General features: G+C 64.2%; 18 protein-coding genes and 1 riboswitch. Of the genes, 7 read left to right on the forward strand and 11 right to left on the reverse strand.

What is annotated here, in order from left to right:
* Nucleotides 1-67: 67 nt before the first annotated feature.
* Entirely contained in the window at nucleotides 68-841 is a 774-nt protein-coding gene (locus tag ACR64R_RS20065; RefSeq protein ID WP_487358021.1) for an amino acid ABC transporter substrate-binding protein, read from the reverse strand.
* A 305-nt stretch (nucleotides 842-1,146) separates the two neighbouring features.
* Here ACR64R_RS20065 and ACR64R_RS20070 point away from each other — a divergent pair, with 305 nt between their 5' ends.
* Both ACR64R_RS20070 and ACR64R_RS20075 read left to right on the forward strand, forming a co-directional pair.
* Complete coding sequence (locus ACR64R_RS20070) at nucleotides 1,147-2,010, forward strand: RNA polymerase factor sigma-32 (RefSeq protein ID WP_487362502.1); 864 nt, start codon at nucleotides 1,147-1,149, stop codon at nucleotides 2,008-2,010.
* Nucleotides 2,011-2,180: 170 nt separating this feature from the next.
* A complete protein-coding gene (locus ACR64R_RS20075) occupies nucleotides 2,181-4,124 on the forward strand; it encodes a caspase family protein (RefSeq protein WP_487358022.1) in 1,944 nt (647 codons plus the stop codon).
* A gap of 114 nt (nucleotides 4,125-4,238) precedes the next feature.
* Here the strand turns inward: ACR64R_RS20075 and ACR64R_RS20080 are convergent, their stop codons facing one another.
* From ACR64R_RS20080 to thiB, 4 genes are all read right to left on the reverse strand, one after another.
* A complete protein-coding gene (locus ACR64R_RS20080; RefSeq protein WP_487362503.1) occupies nucleotides 4,239-5,645 on the reverse strand; it encodes a M48 family metalloprotease in 1,407 nt (468 codons plus the stop codon).
* A gap of 217 nt (nucleotides 5,646-5,862) precedes the next feature.
* Nucleotides 5,863-6,651: a thiamine ABC transporter ATP-binding protein gene (thiQ, locus tag ACR64R_RS20085; RefSeq protein WP_487358023.1), complete on the reverse strand. Its 789-nt coding sequence runs from the start codon at nucleotides 6,649-6,651 to the stop codon at nucleotides 5,863-5,865.
* On the reverse strand, nucleotides 6,648-8,375 hold the full coding sequence (gene thiP, locus ACR64R_RS20090) for a thiamine/thiamine pyrophosphate ABC transporter permease (RefSeq protein WP_487358024.1): 1,728 nt from the start codon (nucleotides 8,373-8,375) through the stop codon (nucleotides 6,648-6,650). Before thiP ends, thiQ begins: the two co-directional genes overlap by 4 nt.
* A 128-nt stretch (nucleotides 8,376-8,503) precedes the next feature.
* Nucleotides 8,504-9,514: a thiamine ABC transporter substrate binding subunit gene (gene thiB, locus ACR64R_RS20095; protein ID WP_487358025.1), complete on the reverse strand. Its 1,011-nt coding sequence runs from the start codon at nucleotides 9,512-9,514 to the stop codon at nucleotides 8,504-8,506.
* A gap of 43 nt (nucleotides 9,515-9,557) precedes the next feature.
* A riboswitch (TPP riboswitch) is annotated at nucleotides 9,558-9,663 on the reverse strand.
* Between the two features lie 134 nt (nucleotides 9,664-9,797).
* Between thiB and ACR64R_RS20100 the strand changes: the two genes are divergently transcribed.
* Genes ACR64R_RS20100 through ACR64R_RS20115 form a run of 4 tightly spaced genes read left to right on the forward strand, consistent with a single transcriptional unit; the run spans nucleotide 9,798 to nucleotide 12,782 of the window.
* The gene (locus ACR64R_RS20100; RefSeq protein ID WP_487358026.1) at nucleotides 9,798-10,442 is read left to right on the forward strand and encodes a thiamine diphosphokinase; all 645 of its coding nucleotides are present in this window, start codon (nucleotides 9,798-9,800) and stop codon (nucleotides 10,440-10,442) included.
* A gap of 1 nt (nucleotide 10,443) precedes the next feature.
* Nucleotides 10,444-12,258, forward strand: a complete 1,815-nt coding sequence (locus ACR64R_RS20105) for an ABC-F family ATP-binding cassette domain-containing protein (RefSeq protein WP_487358027.1) — start codon at nucleotides 10,444-10,446, stop codon at nucleotides 12,256-12,258.
* 48 nt (nucleotides 12,259-12,306) lie between these two features.
* Nucleotides 12,307-12,549, forward strand: coding sequence for a type II toxin-antitoxin system CcdA family antitoxin (locus tag ACR64R_RS20110; RefSeq protein WP_487358028.1), 243 nt, complete (start codon nucleotides 12,307-12,309; stop codon nucleotides 12,547-12,549).
* Complete coding sequence (locus ACR64R_RS20115; RefSeq protein WP_487358029.1) at nucleotides 12,549-12,782, forward strand: CcdB family protein; 234 nt, start codon at nucleotides 12,549-12,551, stop codon at nucleotides 12,780-12,782. Before ACR64R_RS20110 ends, ACR64R_RS20115 begins: the two co-directional genes overlap by 1 nt.
* Nucleotides 12,783-12,865: 83 nt before the next feature.
* Here ACR64R_RS20115 and ACR64R_RS20120 read toward each other — a convergent pair whose 3' ends face one another.
* On the reverse strand, nucleotides 12,866-14,698 hold the full coding sequence (locus tag ACR64R_RS20120; protein ID WP_487358030.1) for a hypothetical protein: 1,833 nt from the start codon (nucleotides 14,696-14,698) through the stop codon (nucleotides 12,866-12,868).
* A gap of 69 nt (nucleotides 14,699-14,767) precedes the next feature.
* Nucleotides 14,768-16,066, reverse strand: coding sequence for an adenylosuccinate synthase (locus ACR64R_RS20125; RefSeq protein WP_487358031.1), 1,299 nt, complete (start codon nucleotides 16,064-16,066; stop codon nucleotides 14,768-14,770).
* Between the two features lie 316 nt (nucleotides 16,067-16,382).
* Here ACR64R_RS20125 and ACR64R_RS20130 point away from each other — a divergent pair, with 316 nt between their 5' ends.
* The gene (locus ACR64R_RS20130; RefSeq protein ID WP_487358032.1) at nucleotides 16,383-17,273 is read left to right on the forward strand and encodes a DMT family transporter; all 891 of its coding nucleotides are present in this window, start codon (nucleotides 16,383-16,385) and stop codon (nucleotides 17,271-17,273) included.
* Between the two features lie 104 nt (nucleotides 17,274-17,377).
* On the opposite strand, the gene serA is transcribed toward ACR64R_RS20130, so the two are convergent.
* The 4 genes from serA to ACR64R_RS20150 all read right to left on the reverse strand — a co-directional run bounded on the left by serA (nucleotide 17,378) and on the right by ACR64R_RS20150 (nucleotide 22,306).
* Nucleotides 17,378-18,979 (reverse strand): phosphoglycerate dehydrogenase, encoded by a 1,602-nt coding sequence (serA, locus tag ACR64R_RS20135; protein WP_487358033.1) that lies wholly within the window; start codon nucleotides 18,977-18,979, stop codon nucleotides 17,378-17,380.
* Between the two features lie 63 nt (nucleotides 18,980-19,042).
* On the reverse strand, nucleotides 19,043-20,218 hold the full coding sequence (locus ACR64R_RS20140; RefSeq protein WP_487358034.1) for a phosphoserine transaminase: 1,176 nt from the start codon (nucleotides 20,216-20,218) through the stop codon (nucleotides 19,043-19,045).
* Nucleotides 20,219-20,410: 192 nt separating this feature from the next.
* Nucleotides 20,411-21,289 (reverse strand): outer membrane protein, encoded by an 879-nt coding sequence (locus ACR64R_RS20145; RefSeq protein ID WP_487358035.1) that lies wholly within the window; start codon nucleotides 21,287-21,289, stop codon nucleotides 20,411-20,413.
* A 204-nt stretch (nucleotides 21,290-21,493) separates the two neighbouring features.
* Nucleotides 21,494-22,306 (reverse strand): outer membrane protein, encoded by an 813-nt coding sequence (locus tag ACR64R_RS20150; RefSeq protein ID WP_487358036.1) that lies wholly within the window; start codon nucleotides 22,304-22,306, stop codon nucleotides 21,494-21,496.
* Between the last annotated feature and the right edge of the window lie 72 nt (nucleotides 22,307-22,378).

Raw genomic sequence — 22,378 nt, forward strand, 5'->3', positions numbered from 1 at the left:
ATCATATGAAAAGCGGCGGGCCGTCAAAGACGGCCCGCCGACGTCCGAATGCAAGAATGAACGCGCTCTACTTCGAAACGTCCTGTCCGAAATATTTGTCGGCGATCTTCTTGTAGGTGCCATCGGCCTTGATATCGGCAAGCGCCTTGTTGATGGCCGCGACCAGTTCCGGATCGCCCTTGCGCACGATGACGCCGGAATAATCGGCATTCTCCTCCTGCGCGGCGATCTTCACATTGGCGTCCGGCTTGTGCTTCTTGAAATCGAGGAAGGACAGGCTGTCGTTGATGGTGGCGTCGGCGCGGCCGGTGATCAGAAGCTGGATCGACTGGTCGAAGCCGTCGGTGCCAACGAGCTCGGCGCCATTCTTCTCGGCCAGCTTGCCGAAATTCGAGGTCAGCGACTGCGCCGCCTTCTTGCCCTTGAGGTCGGCGAAGGTCTTGATGTCGGTGTTGTCGCCGCGCACGATCAGCACCGCCTTCGAGGCGATATAGGGATCGGAGAAATCATACTTGGCCTTGCGGGCATCGGTGATGCCGACCTCGTTGATGACGGCGTCATAGCGATTGGCGTCGAGACCGGCGATCAACCCGTCCCACTTGCCTTCGAGGAACTCGGCCTTGACGCCGAGCTTGTCGGCGATGGCCTTGGCGATCTCGACGTCGAAGCCGACCAGCGCGCCGGATTCGTCATGATAGGTGAAAGGCGCGTAGGTGCCTTCGGTGCCGACTTTGAGCACGCCGGCCTGCTTGATCTGATCGAGATTGGCGCCGGCATGACCGGCGGTGATCGCCGCAACCTGAAGCGTTCCGGCGATGAGGAGCGATTTGAGCCATTTCATTTTTCTGTGATCCCGTTTTGACCGGTGCCCGGCCTGATTGTGAGAGCCGGAAACTGACAGATAGAAGGCGGCGAAATAAGGAACCACATTTCAAAAAAAGGTTGTTTCAGAAATCTGATTCTCAAAAATGCAGGGAACTGGGCCCGCAGCATTTTCCGGGCCGATAACGGAAAGATCGCGCGGGGCAACACCCGCCCGTTCGGGCGGCGGAACCATCCATGCGCCTGACACGTTGCATGGCTGTTGTAGGGCGCGGCGGTGTCTTTTCAACCGTCCTGAACGCAATCACCGCCAAAGGAGCCGGCATGATCGAGGACGCGGCAGGAAGGACACTGGTTCGGGCGGCAATGAGGGCCCCCTATCTCGAGCGCGAAGAGGAGCACGTCCTTGCGGTGCGCTGGAAGGAAGAGAACGATCAGCACGCGCTGCATCAGATTACCGTCGCCCATATGCGCCTCGTAATCTCCATGGCCTCGAAGTTCCGCCATTACGGCCTGCCGCTCGGCGACCTTATCCAGGAAGGCCATGTCGGCCTGCTTGAAGCCGCGGCCCGTTTCGAGCCCGCGCGGGAAGTACGGTTCTCGACCTACGCGACCTGGTGGATCCGCGCCTCGATGCAGGACTACATCCTGCGCAACTGGTCCATCGTACGCGGCGGCACCAGTTCGGCGCAGAAGGCGTTGTTCTTCAATCTGAGGCGCCTGCGCGCCCGCCTTGCCAACGGCGCGGAGCCCCTTTCCAACGCCTCGCTCTATCGTGAAGTGTCGGCGGCGCTCGGCGTGCCGGAGGCCGACGTGGCGATGATGGACTCGCGCCTGTCCTCGCCCGACAGTTCGCTCAACGCGCCGTTGGCCGACGAGAACGGAGCCGCCGAAAGGATGGACTTCCTGGTTTCCGATGACCCGCTGCCTGACGAGATCGTCGGCGACAGGATCGACATCCAGCGTCGGGCCGTTTGGTTGAAAAGCGCGCTTGGTGCGCTCAACGCCCGCGAGCTGCGCATCATCGAGGAGCGCAGGCTTAGCGATGACGGTGCCACGCTGGAAGCGCTCGGCGAGCAACTCGGCATCTCCAAGGAGCGCGTCCGCCAGATCGAGGCTCGAGCCATGGAAAAGCTGAAGCTGGCGCTGGTGAAGCAGAACCCTGAATTCCAGGCGGAAGCGGCCTGAAAAGATTAGAAGATTTTCGATTCCACATAACGATACTGAATAAGCAGATATATATCACCGTGGTAGAAGATTTTCTTCCTCGTATCTATAAAATGTGGGCTTTTTAACATACTATCGTGGCGCAATCAGTCTTGCTGAAGCCTCCAGATCATAGCGGATGGGGGATTGCCATGCTGCGGTGCTTCGTATTCCTGACAGCCTTGATGCTCGTGGGCCTCACGGCCTTCGATGCGCATGCCGATCGAAGGATAGCCCTTGTCATCGGCAACTCCAAATACCGCGAAATCCCGGCGCTCAAGAATCCGGACAAGGACGCCGAGGACGTGTCGAGCACGTTCCGGCTAGCCGGCTTCCAGGTGTTCGCCGCCAAGGACCTCACCAGGCTTCAATTCGAAGAGCAGTTCCGCAACTATCTGGCGGCGGCGGACGGCGCCGACCTTGCGGTGGTCTACTATTCCGGCCACGGCTTTCAGATCGGCGGCGAGAATTTCCTGATCCCGGTCGATGCATCGCTCAAGGATGCGGCCGACATGGAAGTCCAGGCCATCAAGGTCGATGACATTTTGCGTCAGCTGCGTTCGAGATCGAAGATCCAGATGGTCATCCTCGATGCCTGTCGCAACAATCCCTTCCCGCGCAAGGACTATTGGCTGCGCGACCAGTTGATCGTCGCCGGCGGCAGCGGACTTGCGCAGGTCACCGGTACGCAGAACACGCTGATTGCCTTTGCGACCGAGCCGGGCGCCGTTGCCTATGACGGCTCCGGCGATCTCAGCCCCTTCTCGTCCGCCTTCTCACGCCGCGCGCTGGCGCCGAACCAGGAGATACGCTCGGTCATGGCCGCCGTGCGCCGCGACGTGGTCAAGGCCACCAACGGCAAGCAGGTTCCGTGGGAGAATTCCTCGCTGATCGACGACGTCGTGCTGATGCGCGGGCCGGAGCAACCGGCGCAGCCGCCGGCCGACGCGCAGCAGGACCAGCAGACGGAGCACGGGACGCAGGTCGCCGATGCTGCCCAGGCAATTGGAAGTCGCGACATCGGTGTCCCGGTCGGCATCGGTCCGGTTCCGCTGAAACTGGAGCTTCCGGGCAAGGACGCCGCGATCAGCCTCAAGCTTGCGAGCTACCCGGCGACCGGAACGCTGTCGCTGCCCGATCGCGTCCTGTCGCCGCAATCGAGCCTGATGGCTGCCGAGGTCGACAATCTGCGCTACGAGCCGCAGATCGGTTCGGCCGCGCCCGTCGAGGTCGGCTTCGAGATCCGTGCGGGCGGCGCCGCCAAGCAGGCGACGGTGAAATTGTCGCCCAGCGTCGACCCTTGCGACCAGGCCGCCGGCGAGCCTCTCGACCTGCAGGGCGTCGTCCGCGGCCGATCACCGAATGAAATTGGCGGCGGAGCCGTTGAAGCTTGTGAAGCAGCCGTCAAGGCCTACCCCGACATCACGCGCTTCCGCTACGAGCTGGGACGAGCGCTGCTGGCGTCAGGCAGGATCGACGAAGCCAGGCAGGCGATCCAGGAGGCCGCGGACAAGGGGCATATCCGCGCCCTGTTCGCGCTCGGCTCCATCGCCTCGTCAGGAATGGGGACGGCTGTCGACGCGGCGAAGGCGAACAGCCTCTATTCGAAAGCGTCCGACCAGGGAGATCCGTACGCCATGGCCGCCTGGGGTCGTGCCTTGTTCAACGGCTTCGGCGTCCAGCCCGATACCGGCAAGGGACTGGACCTGCTGCTCCAGGCAGCGGCAATGGGCCATGTTGACGCCATGAAGGACCTTGCGGTGATCTTCCAGGAAGGCCGCAACGGCGTACCCGCGGACCCGGCCCGGGCTTTGGCTTTTCTAAGGGCCGGGATGGATCGGCAGGACGTCTATTCTATGGCCATTCTTGGGCTTTCGCCGAAGCCCCGCACCCCAACGATAGCAGTGTGCAAGCCCAGGGTCGTGACGAAAGTGGTGACGAAGGTAAAGGTTGTCCCTGCACCTACGCCAATAGCGCCGCCGCCGAAGGCGACCCCTGCGGCACCAGGCAAACCCATATTCGTGCCTTCCTGGCGCGGCAGTGGCGGCGACCAAGATCACTCGCAGTCACAAAACAGCAACAACAGCGGTGGCTGATTGGAGTCGGAACGGCGGCGGGGCCGTCGAAACAGGCCGGCAAAGAGCGATCGCGGGGAAGAGGCAGCGGCCTGAAGTCACTGCCGCCAGGACTGCTCTGCTTCCCTGCGGGCCCTACTTGTCTGTGACGATCTTGACCTTGTCGCCCGTCGATACGCTAGCGCCGGGCGACATGGCGTTGAGCACACGGAAGAGATCGAGCTTGCGGTCGACGCCGACCATCTGCGCGGCGAGCGAACCCATCGTCTGGCCGGCCTGAACCGTGACGACCCTGATATGCAGCGGCTTCAGCGCCGCCTTCTCGGCCGGGCTCAGCACGCGGAAGGAGCCGCTGACCGAGCGCGCGACCGGATCAAGCGCGGTGCTGGCTGAGGGCGCTGCCGTCAGCAGCCTGTAGACCTGCCCGCCGGCGCGGATCACGGCGATGTCGAACTGCCAGCCCTGGGCGCTGGCATGCGCCATGGCCGCCTCGTTGCCGTTGACCGTCTCCTGGCGCACGCTGGCGTCTTCCAGCCCGGCCACCCAGCCGCTGCGGATATAGTCGGTCAGTGACACGGATTTGTCGATCGCCACGCCGTCGAAGCGGATGGCGATGTCGCCCGGCCCGGTCGCGGTAACGGCGGCGGCCGAATTGTCGATGACGAAACCATCCGGCACGGTGAAGGAGACGCCGAGATTGGGATGCATGAAGGTCTGGCCGCGCACATAGCCTTCTTCGGGCGTGTCGCCGTAAAGCAGACCGTCGATGCCCGCGAGGAACGCATCGCGGTCGCGCGTGCCGACGCCTGGCGGGCCGAAATTGCGGGCGAGGCGCTGCGCCAGTTCGATGCGCTGCGGCGTGTTGGGGTGCGTCGCCAGGAAGTCGAGGCTGGCGTCGGTGGCGCCGCTGACCGAGCGGAAATCGGTATAGGCCGACATCGACTGCAGGAAGCGACCGGCGGCGTAGGGATCATAGCCCGCTTCGCCGATCGACTTGATGCCGATGGCGTCGGCCTGGAGTTCCTGGTTGCGCGAGAATTGCGCGAGCCTCAGCTTGCCTCGGATCAGCGCCGCCTTGGCGGTCGGGCTGTCGCCGAGCACGTCGGAAACCACCTTGGTCGCCAGGCCTTCCTCAGCCTCGAGCTGCTGCCGCTGCAGGCCATGATTCGCGGTGACGTGGCCCATCTCATGCGCGATGACGGCGGCAAGCTCGGAAGAATCGTTGGCCAGCGCCAGCAGGCCGCGGGTCACATAGAGATAGCCGCCCGGCAGCGCGAAGGCGTTGACGTTGGGCGAGTTCAGGATGGTGATGCGGTAGGTCTGGGTCGGGTTGGCCGACACCACCGTCAGATTGCCGACGACCTTTGCAACCATGCGCTCGAGCTTGGGATCGGAATATTCGCCGCCATAGGTGGCGAGAATGCGCGGATGCTGTGCTTTCGCCATTTCCGCGAGCTTGGCGTTGGCGACGACATTGTCGACGGTGATCGGCTTGTCGGAAGGCTGGAAGCCGCTTTCCTGCACGTCCGGCGGCGTGAACATCTGGCAGCTCGCCAGCGCCAAGGCAAAGCTCGCCAACGCGAAAAATCGCGCCAGCTGCCTTCTCAACACCTTCTCAGCGCCGGTCGACAGATCGGCTTCCTTTCCAAAATGCACGGCAAATCACGGCCATAGCCGGACCCGTATGGCCGGACCTAGCCATACTCCCCCGGTCAAGGCAAGCAAACGCCGGAGCGCCCGTTGCCGGTTTGGCCGTAAATTATGTCCGCTTCCGGGCAATATGTTGTGATCCGGCAACGGTGCCGCCTCGATCGCCGATATAGCGCCGGAAGGCGTCCGGTCCAGACCGGTCGAAGAAATCGCTCGCCGGCCCGGTCGCCGCGATCGTGCCTTCGTCGAGAAATGCCACGTCCTGGCCGATACGGCGCGCATCTTCGGGCTGGTGCGTAACGAATAGAACCGTCATCTCGCGCTCGGCATGGATGCCGGCCAGGAGGTCGAGCATGTCGTCGCGCAGCGCCGGGCCGAGCGACGCGAAAGGTTCGTCGAGCAGCAACACCGGCCGGTCGCGCAGCAGCACCCGTGCCAGCGCCACGCGCTGCCGCTCGCCGCCGGAAAGCTCCCGCGGCAGCCGCTTTTCCTTGCCGGCAAGGCCCACACGCGCCAGCGCCCCGGCGACGGCGGCGCGATCGGCATCGCCGAGCCTCAGCGACGGCGAGCGGCCAAGCCCGACATTGGCTTCGACCGTAAGATGCGCAAACAGATTGTTTTCCTGAAAGACCATCGACACCGGCCGCGCCGAGGGCGGCGCCTTGCCGATATCGATGCCGCCGATCAGCACGTTGCCGGCATCGGGAGATTCGAAGCCGGCGACCAGATTGAGCAGCGTCGACTTGCCGGAACCGCTCGGCCCCATGATGGCTGTGATCCTGCCGGCCGCGAATTCGGCGTCGAAGCGGAAAGCGGACTCGCCATAGCTGAACGACACGTCATCCAGCGCCACGGCAAGGCCCTTTTGCGCGGTTGCGCCATTGATGGTCGTCGTCATGGCTTTCCTTCCCGCCCCAGCCAGTCGGCGGCGACCACCAGCATCAGGCAGACGAGGCCAAGCAGCAAGGCAAGGCCCGCGGCGTCGGCGGTGCGATAGCTGCCCATGCGTGCCAGAAGCAGGTAGGGCAAGGTCTGCACGGAATCGCTGCCGAACAGCGCGATCACGCCGAGATCGCCGAGCGACAGCGCCATGGCGAAGGCGAAGCCGGTGGCCAGAGGCCGTCGCAGCGACGGCCAGTCGATGAGGCGGAGCCGGGTCCAGCCGGATATGCCGAGCGCCAGGCAAAGCCGTTCATGGCGTTCGCTCGCCGCGTCATAGGCGGGGCGAATGGCCCGGATGGCGAAAGGCATCGCCATCACCGCGTTGACGGCCACGACCATGACCGGCGCGACGGCAAAGACATCGGTGACGCCGCGCAGCGCCAGGAACCAGCCGGCGCCAAGCACGATCGGCGGCACGACGAGGACGAAGCCGGCGCCGGTGTCGGCGGCATGCTCGAGCAGGCTCATGGCACCGCCTGCCCGGCGCCGCAGGGCAAGCGCGCGTCGCGCCGAAATCAGCGCCAGCGACAACGTCACGCCGAGCAGCGCCGCGAGCAGGGCAAGGCCGGCACTGGTCAGCGTCGCGCGGCGTACCGCCTCTTCGCCGGCCAGCCGCCCGAGATCGGACTCCAGGCCTGAGAGCACCGTCGCCGCCATCGGTCCGGCGACGAACAGCAGGGCAAGCGCGATGAGGCCGGCATTCAGCACGCTTTCGATCCGGCCCGCCGAAAGATGGCGGCGAGGCGCGACCGGCAGGTTGGCATCGCCGACCGTGTTGGCGCCGAGCCGCGTGAGCGCGACGACCACGACGAAGGTGAGCGCGATCTGCAGCAGCGTCAGCACGACAGCGCGCGCGGGATCGAAGTCGAAACGCAGCGACTGGTAGATGGCGACCTCCAGCGTCGTCGCGGCCGGACCGCCGCCCAGCGTCAACACGATGGTGAAAGAGGTGATGCACAGCATGAAGACGAGCCCTGCGACGCCCGGCATGGCTGCGCGCAGCACCGGCCATTCGATCAGCCGGAAGGCCGGCCGGGCGCCCATGCCGAGCTGGCTCGCCAACCGCCACTGGTCGGCGGGAATGGTGCCCAGCGCCTCGAGGAAGAGGCGCGAGGCCAGGGGCAGGTTGAAGAAGACATGGGCGACGAGGATGCCGGAGAGGCCGTAGATACCCGGCCATTCGCCACCGCCAAGCCTGGCGAAGATGCCGGCAAGATATCCGGCCCGGCCATAGAGCGCCAATATGCCAAGCGCGGCGACGATCGCCGGCAAGGCCAGAGGCACCGCGAACAGTTGCAGGATCAGGCGGCGCCCGGGAAAGACCGGATGTCTCGACAGGGCCCGCGCCACCAGCAGCGCCGGCGCGACCGACAGCAGTGTCGAGAGAGCCGCCTGCCATAGCGTGAAACGGGCGACGCGCAGGAGGTAGCCGTCGAAGGCGGCGGCGGCGCCGGAGACATCGTGCACGCCTTCGAGGATAAGGCCCGTGAAGGCGCCGCCGATGAGCAGCGCGATGGCGGCAAGAGCGATGGCGCCGGCGGTTATGCGGGGGTCAAGCCCAGGGTGCACGTTGCACCTTGGTGGAATTCGGCGAAAGCCGCGTTCCTTCGCGCCCTCCTCTATCCTGCCGGACATCTCCCCCACGAGGGGAGAGATCAGCAGCGTCCGCGCCTCGCTCATCCCGGCAACATTGCCAATTGCCGAAACCGCCGATGACGGCCCATCTCCCCCCAAGTGGAGGAGATGTCCGACAGGACACAGGGGGATGCCGTAAAGCGATCATCTGCTATGAATGGCCAAAGCAGCCCCTACTTGCTCATGACACTCAGCCACTCATCCACCCACGCCTTGCGGTGGGCGGCGACTTCCTCCGGGCTGTACAGCAGGGTCTTGGTCGGCTTCACCAGCTTGTCGAAGGCCGGGTTGAGTGGCTTGTCGGTCTTGCCGGCCGGGAACATCCAGTTGGTTTCCGGGATGACGTCCTGGAATTTCGGCCCGATCATGAAGGCGATGAATTTTTGCGCCAACGGGTTCTTGGCGCCGCCCTTGGTGATGCCGGCAACCTCGATCTGCAGATATTCGCCTTCCTCGAAGGAGGCCGCCTGGTAGCGCTCGGTGTTCTCGGCCACCATGTGGTAGGCCGGTGAGGTGGTGTAGGACAGCACCATCGGGGCCTCGCCCTTGGTGAACAGGCCATAGGCCTCGCTCCAGCCCGGCGTCACCGTCAGAACTTTAGTCTTGAGCTTGGCCCAGGCCTCGGGAGCTTTGTCGCCATAGACGGACTTCACCCACAAAAGCAGGCCGAGCCCGGGCGTCGAGGTGCGCGGATCCTGGATGACGATCTTGTCCGTGCCGGCGCCCTCGACCAGGTCCTTGAGGCTCTTCGGCGGGACTTTCAGCTTCTGCGTGTCATAGACGACGGCGAAATAGCCATAGTCGAAAGGCACGAAAATGTCGTCGCTCCAGCCCCCGGGCACATTGATGCCGGAGACTTCGCCATGCGGCGCGAACAGGCCGCTCGCCTTGGCTTCCGCCGTCAGGTTGGTGTCGAGGCCGAGCACGATATCGGCCTTGGTGCCGGCGCCTTCCAGCTTGACGCGATTGAGCAGGGCAACGCCGTCGGCCACCGAGACGAATTCCAGATCGCAGCCGCATTCGGCTTCGAATTCCTTCTTCACCGCCGGGCCGGGACCCCAATCGGCGGTGAAGCTTTCATAGGTATAGACGGTGAGCTTGTCCTTTGCCTCCGCGGACGCGACGCCCGCCAGAAGCGAAACAAGACCCGTTGCGAGAATGAGATGGGACAGCATCGCGCGCATCGGCGCCTCCTTCGTTCGAGTGACAAGGAATTGAGGCGCCGGATGGTCCGAAACGTCTAATCCCTCCGCCGGTACAAACCGGATCAGGTTCAGCGGGTTGGCTTGTCTGCCTCTCAGCCGGATCACGTCCAGCACCCCGTTAGAGCGCTTCGACAGATAGGCCCGGCCGAAGCGACGCGCAAGCGGAAGTTTGCCGGCAGCTGATGTTGCGGGCACGACTCGCGGCCGAGGCGCGTCGCATCCGGCTTCCGTTTCGCCCGGCGTGCTGGTAAGGGCGACGCCTATGGGCACATTCACCATCCTGCTCGGCGGCGAGCTTATCCGCACGCCTCGGCTCGAACGCCAGATCGAAGGTTCGCGCGTCATCGCCGCCGACGCCGGCATCGGCCATGCGCGCTTGCTGGATGTCGTCCCGGAGCTCTGGGTCGGCGATTTCGACTCCGTGCCGGCGAACCTGCCAGGAGGCCTGGCCGCCGTGCCGCGCAAGGTCTTTCCGGCCGAGAAGGACATGACCGACGGCGAGCTTGCCGTAGCCGAAGCGCTCCGGCACGGCGCCACCGGCCTCGTGCTGGCCGGCGCCTTCGGCGGCAAGCGCGCCGACCATGCCGTGCTGCATCTCGCGCTGGCCGTGCGGCTGGCCGCCGCTGGCACGCGGGTGCTTCTGACGAGCGGCGCGCAGGAAGGCGTTCCCATCCTGCCTGGCGAAGCCAGCTTCGACTATGCCGACGGCACCTTGTTTTCGGTGCTCGGCTTCTCCGACCTGTCCGGCCTCACGGTCACCGGCGCCAAATGGCCGCTCGACCGCGTGGAGGTGGCGTTCGGCTCCTCGCTCACTATATCAAACGAGGTCAAGGGGCAGCTTGGCATCGGGCTGGAGCGCGGCCGGGCGCTGCTTCTGGCTCACCCCTACCCTCTTCCAGAAAGCTGACATGGCGCCGCCACTCCTCAATCTCGACGGCATTAAACTGACCTTCGGAGGCGCCCCGCTGCTTGATGGCGCCGCGCTCAGCGCATCCGCCGGGGACAAGATTGCGCTGGTGGGACGCAACGGCTCGGGCAAGTCGACGCTGCTCAAGATTGCCGCGGGGATGATCGAGCCGCAGGACGGCGAGGTATTCCGCCAGCCTTCGGCCACGGTCCGCTACCTTCCGCAGATGCCCGACATGGACGGCTTCGCCAGTGTGCGCGCCTATGTCGAAGCCGGCCTGGGCCCGGCCGACGATCCGCATCGCGCCACCTATCTGATGGAGCATCTCGGCCTCACCGGCGACGAGCGGCCGAACGACCTTTCCGGAGGCGAGGCGCGCCGCGCCGCGCTTGCCCGCGTCATGGCGCCCGAACCGGATATCCTGCTGCTCGACGAGCCGACCAACCATCTCGATCTTTCCGTCATCGAATGGCTGGAGGAAGAGCTCGCCCGCACGTCCTCGGCCGTCATCCTCATCTCGCATGACCGACGTTTCCTCGAGCGCGTCTCGCGCGCCACCGTCTGGCTCGACCGCGGCCAGACGCGGCGGCTGGACAAGGGGTTCGCGCATTTCGAGGAATGGCGCGATCAGGTGCTCGAGGAAGAAGAGCGCGAGCAGCACAAGCTTGGCCGCCAGATCGTGCGCGAGGAGCATTGGCTGCGTTATGGCGTGACGGCCAGGCGCAAGCGCAACATGCGCCGGCTTGGCGAGTTGCAGACCATGCGACAGCGATTCCGCAGCCATCGCGGCGCCGAGGGTACCGCCACCATGGTGGCGAGCGACGCCGCCGAATCCGGCAAACTGGTGATCGAGGCCAAGGGCATCGACAAGAGCTTCGGCGATCTGATCGTGGTCAAGGGTTTCTCGACCCGCATCCAGCGCGGCGATCGCGTCGGCCTGGTCGGCCCGAACGGCGCCGGCAAGACGACATTGTTGAAGATGCTGACCGGAGAGTTGGCACCGGACGCCGGCACCGTGCGGCTCGGCGTCAATCTGGAGATCGCGACGCTCGATCAGAAGCGCGAGGCCGTCGACCCGCAGGAGACGCTGGCGCATTACCTCACCGACGGGCGCGGCGAGAACCTGCTCGTCAATGGCGAGCAGCGCCACGTCGTCTCCTACATGAAGGATTTCCTGTTCAAGCCGGAACAGGCGCGCACGCCGGTGCGTGAGCTATCGGGCGGCGAGCGCGCGCGGCTGCTGCTGGCCCGCGTGCTGGCGCGACCGGCGAACCTTCTGGTGCTCGACGAGCCTACCAACGATCTCGACATGGAAACGCTGGAACTGCTGCAGGAACTGGTTGCCGGTTTCGCTGGAACCGTCATCCTGGTCAGCCACGACCGCGACTTCCTCGACCGCACCGTCACCAGCGTGATCGCGCCGGACGGCGGCGGGCGCTGGATCGAATATGCCGGCGGCTACTCCGACATGCTGGCGCAGCGCGGCGGCTCCAGGCTGGAGGACCGCAAGACAAGGTCGAAGGTTGAAGCAAACGTGGCTTCGCCGAAAGCCGAACAGGCTGCTCTGAAAAGCCCGGCAAAAAAGTTGTCGTTCAAGCAGAAATTCGCCCTGGACTCCTTACCCAAGAAGATCGAGGCAGTCACCGCCTCGATCGCCAGGCTGGAGAACAATATCGCCGACCCTGCCTTCTATGAGCGAGATCCGGTCTCGTTCCAGAAGACCATCGCCGCGCTTGACAAGGAACGCACCACGCTCGCCGCGCTCGAGGAAGAATGGCTCGAGCTGGAAATGCTGCGCGAGGAGATGGAGGGGTAAGCCGTCTTCACTGCCAATCAGCGGCGTGCGCATAATGAGGACGCCATCATGCGCAAGATAGCGACCAACGCGGTCCATCAACCGGCTAACCTGTCGATCGATTCTCAGCTCATGGCGGAAGCCAAGGGGCTCGATGTGAATGTATCGCGTGCAGCGGAGGCGGGGATAGCGGCAGCGGTCGCTGCCGAGAAGACGCGGCTATGGAAGCTTGAAAACCGTGCGACGATGGACGCCTGGAACGACTATGTCGACAAGCATGGCATCCCGCTCGCCGAGCATCGGCAATTCTAATGGCGTGCTATGACGTCTTCGCCGGCGGCATCGAAGGCGGCTATCTGCTCGACGTTCAATCCGACCCGCTCGACCACTTCAAGACGCGCGTGGTCGTTCCGCTTCTGCCATTGACCTCGGCGCCTTCGCCAATGCGCAAGCTACATCCGGTCTCTGACATCAACGGCCGGAAGATGGTCATGGCCACCCACCTGATCGCGACGGTGGCTGCGACCGAACTCGGCGAGAATTGAACCAATCTTACGAGCCACCACGACGATATCGTCGCGGCGCTTGATATGCTCTTTCAAGGATTATAAGGCGCGCGCGCCCCGCCTCACCCCGACGTTTTCGCCGCCCAGGCCTTAAGCGCCTCGTCGAACACCTTCTCGCCGGGGATGCCCTTTTCCATGGTCAGCAGCGCGCGGCGACCGGTCTTGTAGACCACCGGCACGTCGATCCAGTCCTGGCCCCGAAGCAGCGTCAGGTTGGCATCCTCGTCGGCCTTGGTGTCGTTGAGCGCGACGAGGAAGAAGCCGTCGGCGATCTTGGCCGGAATGCCGATCAGCGGGCTGCCAGCATCCTGCTCCGAGCCTTTCATGGCGATGCGCAGGATGTTGTCGACTCCGCCGCCGTCAAACCCTTGCGGCGTCAGGAAGATCATCTCGATGATGTGGCTGGCCGGCAGGGTCTGGTCGGTGTTGCGCCGGATCGTCATGCGCAGCTGGATGTTCTTGCCGGGGATGGTCGCCTCGGCGCGGATCGCCGGCTCCGGCGGCAGGTCGCCGCCGGGCGATTCCTGCACCAGCGACCACACGATGCTGCCCGGCTCGGCCGTGCCTTGCTGGGTGCTGGTACGTTCCTCATAGAAGATCGCCTTCTGCCCGACCGGCACGGCCGCCTCGGCGGTTGCCGCCGCTGGCGGCGTCGTGGCTGCGGCAGGCGGCGTAGCCCCCGCCGCGGGTGGCGTGGCGCTGGCCGCGGGCGGCGTTGCAGCATCAGTCGTTGGCAGTGTGGTTCCAGCCGCCGGCGGCGTCGGATTGGCTGCATCGGCCGGCGCCGGCGTTGCGGGGGGCGGCGTTTGCGGGGCCGGGGCAGGAGGGGTGCCGGTCGCCGGGGGCGGCGCCGCTGGCGCGGTCGGCGGGCGCGAGGTCAGCGCCGCAACGGATTCACCTTCGCCGATCGTGGCTTGTCCGCCGGCCGGACCGGGGTCTGTCTCCTTGCCCTCGGGCGTCAGGCGCTGCGTGAACTTGGTCGTCTCGGCCGGCTCGCTTGTAGCGGCCGGAGCCGGGGCCGGCGCTGCCGCCGTCTCGGTCGCAGGCTTGGCTGGAGCGGGCTTGACCAGCGGCTCGGTCGAGGCCGTCTTATTGCCGCCGCCGAGGCCGAAGAGCGAGCCGAACGCATTCTTGTTCAGCCATATGCCGTAGCCGCCGCCAGCCAGTACCAACAGGGCGATGCCGGCAGCGATCAAGCCCCCATAGCCGCGCTTGCGCCGCTGCGGCTGAGGCCGCAACCGTTGAAAAGTATCGCCCGCCGGCTGCTCGTCATTCGCAAAGACGTCGCCGCCGTCCTCGGCATCGGCGGCTTCCATGCCAGCGAGGCCCACATCGTCATCGCGCGGCGACGGCATCGGCGGTGGCGGGGCGTTCCGGGCGGGCTCCACCTTTGGCGCGGGCTGCCAGCTCGGCTCGGCTCTTGCCGTGCTTTGCCAGGCCGGCTCCGCCTTCACAGAGCCTTGCGGCGCCGGCTCAGCCTTCGGCGCGCTTTGCCAGGAAGGTTCGGTCCTGACGGGGGCAGGCGCCGGCCTGGGTGGGTCTGATTTGAACGGCTCCCGCTTGGCAGGCGTCGGCGCGACCGTAGGCGGTGCCGGCTGGCGGGAGTGGGTCGGCTGGTTCCTGTTGCGGTCGATGGAGGAGAAGATATGCTCCAGCTCCGCGAGCGGATCGGCGGCGGGAACGCTTTTGGCATAACTGCGCTCGACGCTGGAGATGGCGTCCTCAAGGGTGCGCTTCTGCTGATCGACGACCGCGGGCGCCAATGGCGGAACGCGATCGGCAAGCTTCTTGGCGATTGTCGCCCGCGCCTTATCATAGACCTTCGACCGCATCTCCGGCGTGTTCTCGCTGAGATTGTCGATCGTCTTTTTCAGAACAGCGATGAAATCTGCCATGCGTCAGGTGACCTGCATTCTTCTCCCGCCGGCCGCAAATCAGCCGTAACGCCGGGAAGGGCTGTGAAACTAGTCTTGAAACGGGTCGGTCACAAGTATCGTGTCGTCCCGTTCGGGGCTGGTTGAGAGCAGCGCCACCGGGGCGCCGATCAGCTCCTCGATGTAGCGGACATATTTGACGGCTTGCGCCGGCAGATCGTTCCAGCTCCTGGCGCCGGCCGTAGTTCCCTTCCAACCTTCGAGCGTCTCGTAGATGGGCTCGACCCGGGCTTGCGCACCCTGGCTGGCCGGCAGGTAGTCGATCGTCTCGCCATCGAGTCTGTAGCCCGTGCAGACCTTGATCTCGTCCAGCCCATCGAGCACGTCGAGCTTGGTTAGCGCGATGCCCTTGATGCCGTTGACGGCCACAGCCTGGCGCACCAGAACGGCATCGAACCAGCCGCATCGCCGCTTGCGGCCGGTGACCACGCCGAACTCGTGGCCGCGCGTGCCGAGGAATTCGCCGACCTCGTTCTTCTGCTCTGTCGGGAAAGGCCCCTCGCCGACGCGCGTCGTATAGGCCTTGGTGATGCCCAGCACATAGCCGATGACGCCGGGACCGACGCCGGAACCGGCGGCGGCTTGACCCGCGACCGTATTGGACGAAGTGACGAAGGGGTAGGTGCCGTGGTCGATGTCGAGCAGCGTGCCCTGCGCGCCCTCGAACAGGATGCGCTCACCGGCGCGGCGCTTGTCGTCGAGCACTTTCCAGACGCGGTCCATATAGGGCAGGATTTCGCCGGCCACCGAGGTCAGCTCCTGCATGATCGCCTCATGCGTCGCTTCCGGATGACCAAGTCCGCGGCGCAGCGCATTGTGGTGCGTCAGCAGTCTGTCGACCTTCAGGGGCAGCGTTTCCAAATCCGCCAGATCCATCACCCGCACCGCGCGCCGGCCCACCTTGTCCTCATAGGCGGGGCCAATGCCGCGGCGGGTCGTGCCGATCTTGGTCCCGGAATTGGAGGCGGCATCTTCACGGAATCCATCCAGCTCGCGGTGCAGGGACAGGATAAGCGCGGTGTTTTCGGCTATTTTCAGGCGCTCTGGCGTGACCTGCACGCCCTGCTCCTTCAGCTTCTTGGCTTCGGCCACGAAAGCATGCGGATCGAACACCACGCCATTGCCGATGATCGACAGCTTGCCTTCCCGCACCACCCCGGATGGCAGCAGCGACAGCTTGTAGACCTTGCCGTCGACGACCAGCGTATGGCCGGCATTGTGGCCGCCCTGGAAGCGCACGACCACATCGGCCCGTTCCGACAGCCAGTCGACGATCTTGCCCTTGCCTTCGTCGCCCCATTGCGAGCCGACGACCACCACATTGGCCATATTCTTTTCCCTTGAAATGCCGCGCGGGCGGCCTGAACGACAGGCCTCTATAACCTCAAGCGAGCGCGCGCGCGACCCTTTCTTTGCCGCTGAAACCACCCTCGGATCACGATCCCCGAACCGAAGGTAAGGGAACCTGAAAGCGGGTACCAGCTTTCGAAAGACTGCTCCACCAGGAACAGATCTGAATGACCCCGTCGGCGAAACGTCGGCTGATCCAGGCACAACGAATTCCGGCTTGCGCATTATTTACTTGCCGCCGCCATCCCTCTAACCCGGCCTGAACCCTTGAACACCCCGCAGGGCCGCTTCCTCCATGCACCGAGCCGCCTATCTTTTCCTTCTGTCGACCATGCTCCTTTGGGGCGGCAATTCGGTCGCGGGCAAGCTTGCCGTCGGCCATGTCTCGCCGATGACGCTGGTGTTCCTGCGCTGGGTGATGGCGGTGCTCATCCTGCTGCCCATCGGCTGGCGGGCGCTGCGTGAGGATTGGCCCGAAGTGCGCCGCCACTGGAAGCTGCTTGCCGGCCTCGGCGCCTGCGGCTTCACCATATTCAACGTCATCTTCTACACAGCGCTGAACTATACGACAGCCATCAATGTCTCGATCGAGCAGGCGGCTATCCCGATCGTCATCATACTTGCCAATTTCGTGCTGTTCAGGCTGCGGGTGCGGCCTCTGCAGATCGTCGGTGTCGTTCTCACCATCGTCGGCGTTGCGCTGACCGCCAGCCATGGTGACCTCAGCCAGTTGCTCAAGCTCGATCTCAATTTCGGCGACGCCATCATGCTTGTCGCGGTGCTTTGCTACAGCCTCTATTCGGTCGGACTGCGCCTCAAGCCGGCAATTCGCTGGCAGAGTTTCATGCTGGCCCTGTCGATCGCCGCTTTGCTGGTCTCCTTACCCTTCTTTCTTTGGGAGGTCGCGTCTGGCAGGGTCATCGTCCCGGACACGAGTGGATGGATGCTCACGCTCTATACGGCGCTCGGTGCTTCTGTCGTATCGCAGGTCCTCTACATCAAGGGCAACGAGCTGATCGGCGCCAACCGCGCCGGCCTGTTCATCAATCTGGTGCCGATCTTCGGCACGCTGCTTTCGGTGCTGATCATCGGCGAACAGTTCCAGCCCTATCAGGCCTTCGCGCTCGCGCTTGTGCTGGGCGGCATCGCGCTCGCCGAATACAGCGGCAGCAAAGCCGCCATGTAGAGAGCTCGACATCCGCCGAACACGCCAGGCGGCCGCCGGTGCGGCTATATCATCAACGCCCGCCTGCTGTGCAGACGGGCGTTCTTCATGTCCGGTAAAAGCCGTTACTGCTCGCCGACGTCGAAGCGCAGCCGCTTGGCCGAGTCGATCGACTTGTGCGCCCGCACCTGCTCCAGCACCTTTTCCGGGAACGGCGCGTCGAGATAGAGCAGCGCGATCGCATCGCCGCCCGGCCGGTTGCGGCCCAGCTGGAAGTTGGCGATGTTGACGCCGTTCTCGCCGCACAGCGTGCCGAGCAGGCCGATGATGCCGGGCGCGTCGGCATTGGTCGTGTAGAGCATGTGCTGGCCGACCTCGGCATCGAGATTGATGCCCTTGATCTGGATGAAGCGCGGCTTGCCGTCGGAGAAGCAGGTGCCGGCGATCGAACGCGTCATATGCTCGGTCTTGACGGTGAGCTTGATATAGCCGTCGAACACGCCCGACTTGTCGCGCTTGACCTCGGCGACGATGATGCCGCGCTCCTTCACCATGATCGGCGCCGACACCATGTTGACGTCGGACACCTGCGGCCGGATCAGTCCTGCGAGGGTGGCGCTGACCAGCGCGCGCGTGTTCATCGTCGCGGTCGAGCCGTCGAACAGGATCTCGACCTCCTTGATCGGATCCTCGGTGACCTGGCCGACAAAGGCACCAAGCACTTCGGCGAGCTTGACGAAAGGCTTGAGCCGCGGCGCTTCCTCGGCGGTGATCGAAGGCATGTTGATGGCGTTGGAGACGGCGCCTTTGATGAGATAGTCGCTCATCTGCTCGGCAACCTGCAGCGCCACATTCTCCTGCGCCTCGGTCGTGGAGGCGCCGAGATGCGGTGTCGCCACGACATTCTCCATGCCGAACAGCGGGTTCTGCTCGGCCGGCTCGACCTCGAAGACGTCGATGCCGGCGCCTGCCACTTTGCCGCTCTTCAGCGCCGCGACCAGATCCGCCTCGACCACCAGTCCGCCGCGCGCGCAATTGATGATGCGCACGCCGTTCTTCATCTTGGCGATCGCCGCAGCGTCGATGATATTGCGCGTCTTGTCGGTCAGCGGCGTGTGCAGCGTGATGAAGTCGGCGCGGGCGAAAAGTTCGTCGAGCTCGACCTTCTGGACGCCGAGCTCCTCGGCCCGGCTGTCCGACAGGAACGGATCGAAGGCGATCACATGCATCTTCAGGCCGACGCCGCGGGTGGCGACGATCGAGCCGATATTGCCGCAGCCGATGACGCCCAGCGTCTTGCTGGTGATCTCGACCCCCATGAAGCGGTTCTTTTCCCACTTGCCGGCATGGGTCGAGGCATTCGCTTCCGGTATCTGCCGCGCCAGCGCGAAGATCATCGCCACCGCGTGCTCGGCCGTGGTGATCGAATTGCCGAAGGGCGTGTTCATCACGATGATGCCCTTGCGGCTGGCGGCCGGGATATCGACGTTGTCGACGCCGATGCCGGCGCGGCCGACGACCTTGAGCCTGGTTGCAGCGTTGATCAGTTTCTCGGTGACCTTGGTCGCCGAGCGGATGGCGAGGCCGTCATACTGGCCGATGACCTCGGCGAGCTTTTCCTTGTCCTTGCCGAGATCGGGCAGGTAGTCGACTTCGATGCCGCGATCCTTGAAGATCTGCACGGCGGTGGTGGAGAGTTTATCCGAAACGAGAACGCGGGGCGCCATGGCGGCCTCCTTGAAAGGGATTGGTTGTCGGAAATGATGGCGGCCCCCAGGCCGCCACGGATTTCAGGCCGCGGCCTTGAGCGAAGCCTTTTGCGAGGCGAAGGCCCAGTCGAGCCATGGCATCAGCGCTTCGAGGTCGGCGGTCTCGACGGTCGCGCCGCACCAGATGCGCAGGCCGGGAGGCGCGTCGCGATAGGAACCGATGTCATAGGCGACACCTTCCTTGTCGAGCAGGGATACGATCCCCTTGGCGAAGGCCGCCTGCCCGTCGGCGTCGAGCGCCGCCACTTGCGCGTCGGTGAAGGAGAGACACACCGACGTGTTCGAACGCGTCGCCGGATCGACGGCGAGATGGCCGAGCCATCCTGACTTGCCGGCGAACCGGTCGAGCACCGCGGCATTGGCGTCGGCGCGGGCAATCAGCGCCTCGAGGCCGCCGATCGACTTCGCCCAGTGGAGCGCATCGAGATAATCCTCGACGCAAAGCATCGACGGCGTATTGATGGTTTCGCCCCTGAAGATGCCCTCGATCAGCTTGCCGCCCGAGGTCAATCGGAAGATCTTCGGCAGCGGCCAGGCCGGCTTGTAAGTCTCCAGCCGCGCGACCGCGCGCGGCGACAGGATCAGCATGCCATGCGCGCCCTCACCGCCAAGCACCTTCTGCCAGGAGAAGGTGACGACATCGAGCTTGTCGAAATCAAGCCTTTGCGCGAACGCCGCCGAGGTGGCGTCGCAAATGGTCAGGCCCTTGCGGTTCGCGGGAATGAATTCGCCATTCGGCACGCGCACACCCGAGGTCGTGCCGTTCCAGGTGAAGACGACGTCACGATCGAAATCTATCTGGGTCAGGTCGGGCAGTTCGCCGTAGCCGGCCTCGAACTTGCGCACATCGGCCAGCTTGAGTTGCTTGACGACATCCGTCACCCAGCCGGAGCCGAAGCTTTCCCAGGCGACCATGTCGACACCGCGTTCGCCGAGCAGCGACCAAAGCGCCATCTCGACCGCGCCGGTGTCTGACGCCGGCACGATGCCGATGCGATAGTCCGCCGGGACATTGAGGATTTCGCGCGTCAGCTCGATTGCCTGCTCGAGCTTGCTCTTGCCGATCTTGGCGCGATGGGAGCGTCCGAGCGCGGCCTTCGTCAACGCCTCGACCGACCAGCCGGGGCGTTTTGCGCAGGGACCTGAGGAGAAATTGGGGTTTGCCGGACGGAGTCCGGGCTTGGTAAGCGTCGTCATCGTGGTCTATCCTTCCAGATAGTGGCCCCTCGTTGGGGAGGGGTGGCCCACGGACGGCGATATGCGCTCAGGCTGTCGGCGTCAAGAGCAAAGTCTTTGTCGCTGCCAGGATATTCGCTTAAGAAGCCAGCGTCAAAAAACGGGCGGCGGCACTGAAGAACCGCCCGCCTGCGAACCTCACTGGCGTCTGCGCTACCAAAGATCGTAGCGCAAGCCGAGCTTGACAGTCTGGAAGTTCACGCCCTTGTGAACGTTGAAGAGCCCATTGTCGTAAGCGACATACTGTGCGCTCGGGATCGAGAGATATTCGTAGCCGAGGTCGACCGAAACATTCTTGGTCGCCTGATAGGAGAGGCCGGCCGCCAGCGAGTATGCGAAGTCGTAGCTGGCCTTGGAACTGACCTGCCCGTCATAGCCGGCGGGGTCATCGCAGTTGAATTGCGTCGTGGTGGTGGTGCCGTTGCCGACGACGCTGCTGGTCGACGGAACGCAATTCTTCGCGCCGATAGCGCTGGCGTATTTGTCGTAGACGATGCCGGCGCCGGCGCCGATATAGGGCGTGATACCGACATAGGTGCCGAGATCGATATAGCCGTTGGCCATCAGGCTGTAGGCTTTGTTCAAGGCGTTGCTGGATCCTTTGCAGGGCTGCGTAGTGCCCGCAGCAGTGGTTTGGCTTGTAATCGTTTGGGTGGTGTTATCGATGACTGTCGTCGTTGTTGATCCACTGCAGGTGGTGTCTACGCTGTCCCCGAACTTGTTTGACGGCAGGATCCCGAGGTTCAGGTCGGCACGAAGATAATCGTTGAAATGGTAACCCATGCCCACGCTGGCATCGAACAGCGTCCGGCTGTGCGAAAAACCCGGATTATTGCTGGTGTCGTCGAAGGGATGGCTGAAGGCATAACCGACATCGCCGCGCAGGTACCAGCCCGAGCCGACCTCGACAGGCTGGTAGTCCGGCGCCTGGTCCACATAGATTGGCGGATCGTAATCGGCCGACCTCGCCAGCGTCGGCGGCATCAGCACGATTGCGGCGAGCGCCAGTGCTATACGCGATTTGAATGTCATGGTCCCCGGCTCCCGAGAGTGGCGCCAGCCGCGAACGCGAGCGCCGTTTCAGGGAGTCATTGTTAACCATAGTGGTTAAGTGGCGGTTAAGGATAACGCTCCGTTACCGAATTGATTTTGATCGTATTTTACGGACGGCGCCACAAAGCGAAAGCCGCCCGGTTCGATGCCGGGCGGCTGGGAAATCAGGATAATCGAGGAAGACTACTTGGTGTAGATCGGTTCCGGCTCGGGCTGGTAGGCAACCGGCGCCGCGCAGCCATTGTTGCCGCCGAACTGGTAGCGCAAGCCGCCGCGCACCTCGTGGGTATTCATGCCGTGGTCGAAACCTGGCCCGGAACTAGTCGTATCGTACTCGAACATGCGGCCGCCCTCGATATGCGTGAAGCGGTAACCCGCGTCGAGGATAACCTTGTCGGTGAGGCAGTAGGAAGCGCCGGCCATTAGCGCGTAGGCGAAGCGCCAGTTGGACGAGCCGGGATTGGTCTCGGTGGTATTCGGATCATACACCGTATCCCATTTGACGTGCGCACCGCCGATACCGGCGCCGATATAGGGCGTGACGCCGTGCCAGGTGCCGATGTCGACATAGGCATTGGCGAGCAGCAACAGCGCGCTCATCCTCGAGACTTCGGTCGAGGTGGTGAGCAGATCCGAGGTCTGGCCGTCGAAGTCCGACTTGAACCAGTAATCTGCGGTCACATCGGTGCGGAGGTAGCTGTTGATCTTGTAGCCGACACCACCGCCTAGCGAGAACCCGCCCTTCAGATGGCCGAAATCGAAACTATTGCTGCCGGGCGGCGGCCCATATGTAATATAGTCGATGTCGCCTAGGGTTGACTTGTGGTAGTCGATATCGCCGCGGATGTACCAGCCGCCGACATCCATTGGCTGCTGTTCGACCACCGGCGGCGGTGCCTCTTCGACCTGCGGCGCTGGCAGGTCGGCCGCGAAGAGCGGCCCGGCCGTCCCCCCGAACAGCGCGGCAACCAATGCCATTCTTGCTGTCTTGAACATTCTGTCACCCCTGAGAAGTCCTCGGGACGACACCGCCCGAAGATGATTGACCTCGGGTTAGGATAATGAATT

Source organism: Mesorhizobium sp. MC2-1-1, assembly GCF_057597255.1.

What these genes read in the sequence shown, in the direction of transcription:
- ACR64R_RS20065 (WP_487358021.1), bottom strand. Translation starts at nt 841, where the DNA reads ATGAAATGGCTCAAATCGCTCCTCATCGCCGGAACGCTTCAGGTTGCG.
- ACR64R_RS20070 (WP_487362502.1), top strand. Translation starts at nt 1,147, where the DNA reads ATGATCGAGGACGCGGCAGGAAGGACACTGGTTCGGGCGGCAATGAGG.
- ACR64R_RS20075 (WP_487358022.1), top strand. Translation starts at nt 2,181, where the DNA reads ATGCTGCGGTGCTTCGTATTCCTGACAGCCTTGATGCTCGTGGGCCTC.
- ACR64R_RS20080 (WP_487362503.1), bottom strand. Translation starts at nt 5,645, where the DNA reads ATGTTCACGCCGCCGGACGTGCAGGAAAGCGGCTTCCAGCCTTCCGAC.
- thiQ (WP_487358023.1), bottom strand. Translation starts at nt 6,651, where the DNA reads ATGACGACGACCATCAATGGCGCAACCGCGCAAAAGGGCCTTGCCGTG.
- thiP (WP_487358024.1), bottom strand. Translation starts at nt 8,375, where the DNA reads ATGAGCGAGGCGCGGACGCTGCTGATCTCTCCCCTCGTGGGGGAGATG.
- thiB (WP_487358025.1), bottom strand. Translation starts at nt 9,514, where the DNA reads ATGCGCGCGATGCTGTCCCATCTCATTCTCGCAACGGGTCTTGTTTCG.
- ACR64R_RS20100 (WP_487358026.1), top strand. Translation starts at nt 9,798, where the DNA reads ATGGGCACATTCACCATCCTGCTCGGCGGCGAGCTTATCCGCACGCCT.
- ACR64R_RS20105 (WP_487358027.1), top strand. Translation starts at nt 10,444, where the DNA reads ATGGCGCCGCCACTCCTCAATCTCGACGGCATTAAACTGACCTTCGGA.
- ACR64R_RS20110 (WP_487358028.1), top strand. Translation starts at nt 12,307, where the DNA reads ATGCGCAAGATAGCGACCAACGCGGTCCATCAACCGGCTAACCTGTCG.
- ACR64R_RS20115 (WP_487358029.1), top strand. Translation starts at nt 12,549, where the DNA reads ATGGCGTGCTATGACGTCTTCGCCGGCGGCATCGAAGGCGGCTATCTG.
- ACR64R_RS20120 (WP_487358030.1), bottom strand. Translation starts at nt 14,698, where the DNA reads ATGGCAGATTTCATCGCTGTTCTGAAAAAGACGATCGACAATCTCAGC.
- ACR64R_RS20125 (WP_487358031.1), bottom strand. Translation starts at nt 16,066, where the DNA reads ATGGCCAATGTGGTGGTCGTCGGCTCGCAATGGGGCGACGAAGGCAAG.
- ACR64R_RS20130 (WP_487358032.1), top strand. Translation starts at nt 16,383, where the DNA reads ATGCACCGAGCCGCCTATCTTTTCCTTCTGTCGACCATGCTCCTTTGG.
- serA (WP_487358033.1), bottom strand. Translation starts at nt 18,979, where the DNA reads ATGGCGCCCCGCGTTCTCGTTTCGGATAAACTCTCCACCACCGCCGTG.
- ACR64R_RS20140 (WP_487358034.1), bottom strand. Translation starts at nt 20,218, where the DNA reads ATGACGACGCTTACCAAGCCCGGACTCCGTCCGGCAAACCCCAATTTC.
- ACR64R_RS20145 (WP_487358035.1), bottom strand. Translation starts at nt 21,289, where the DNA reads ATGACATTCAAATCGCGTATAGCACTGGCGCTCGCCGCAATCGTGCTG.
- ACR64R_RS20150 (WP_487358036.1), bottom strand. Translation starts at nt 22,306, where the DNA reads ATGTTCAAGACAGCAAGAATGGCATTGGTTGCCGCGCTGTTCGGGGGG.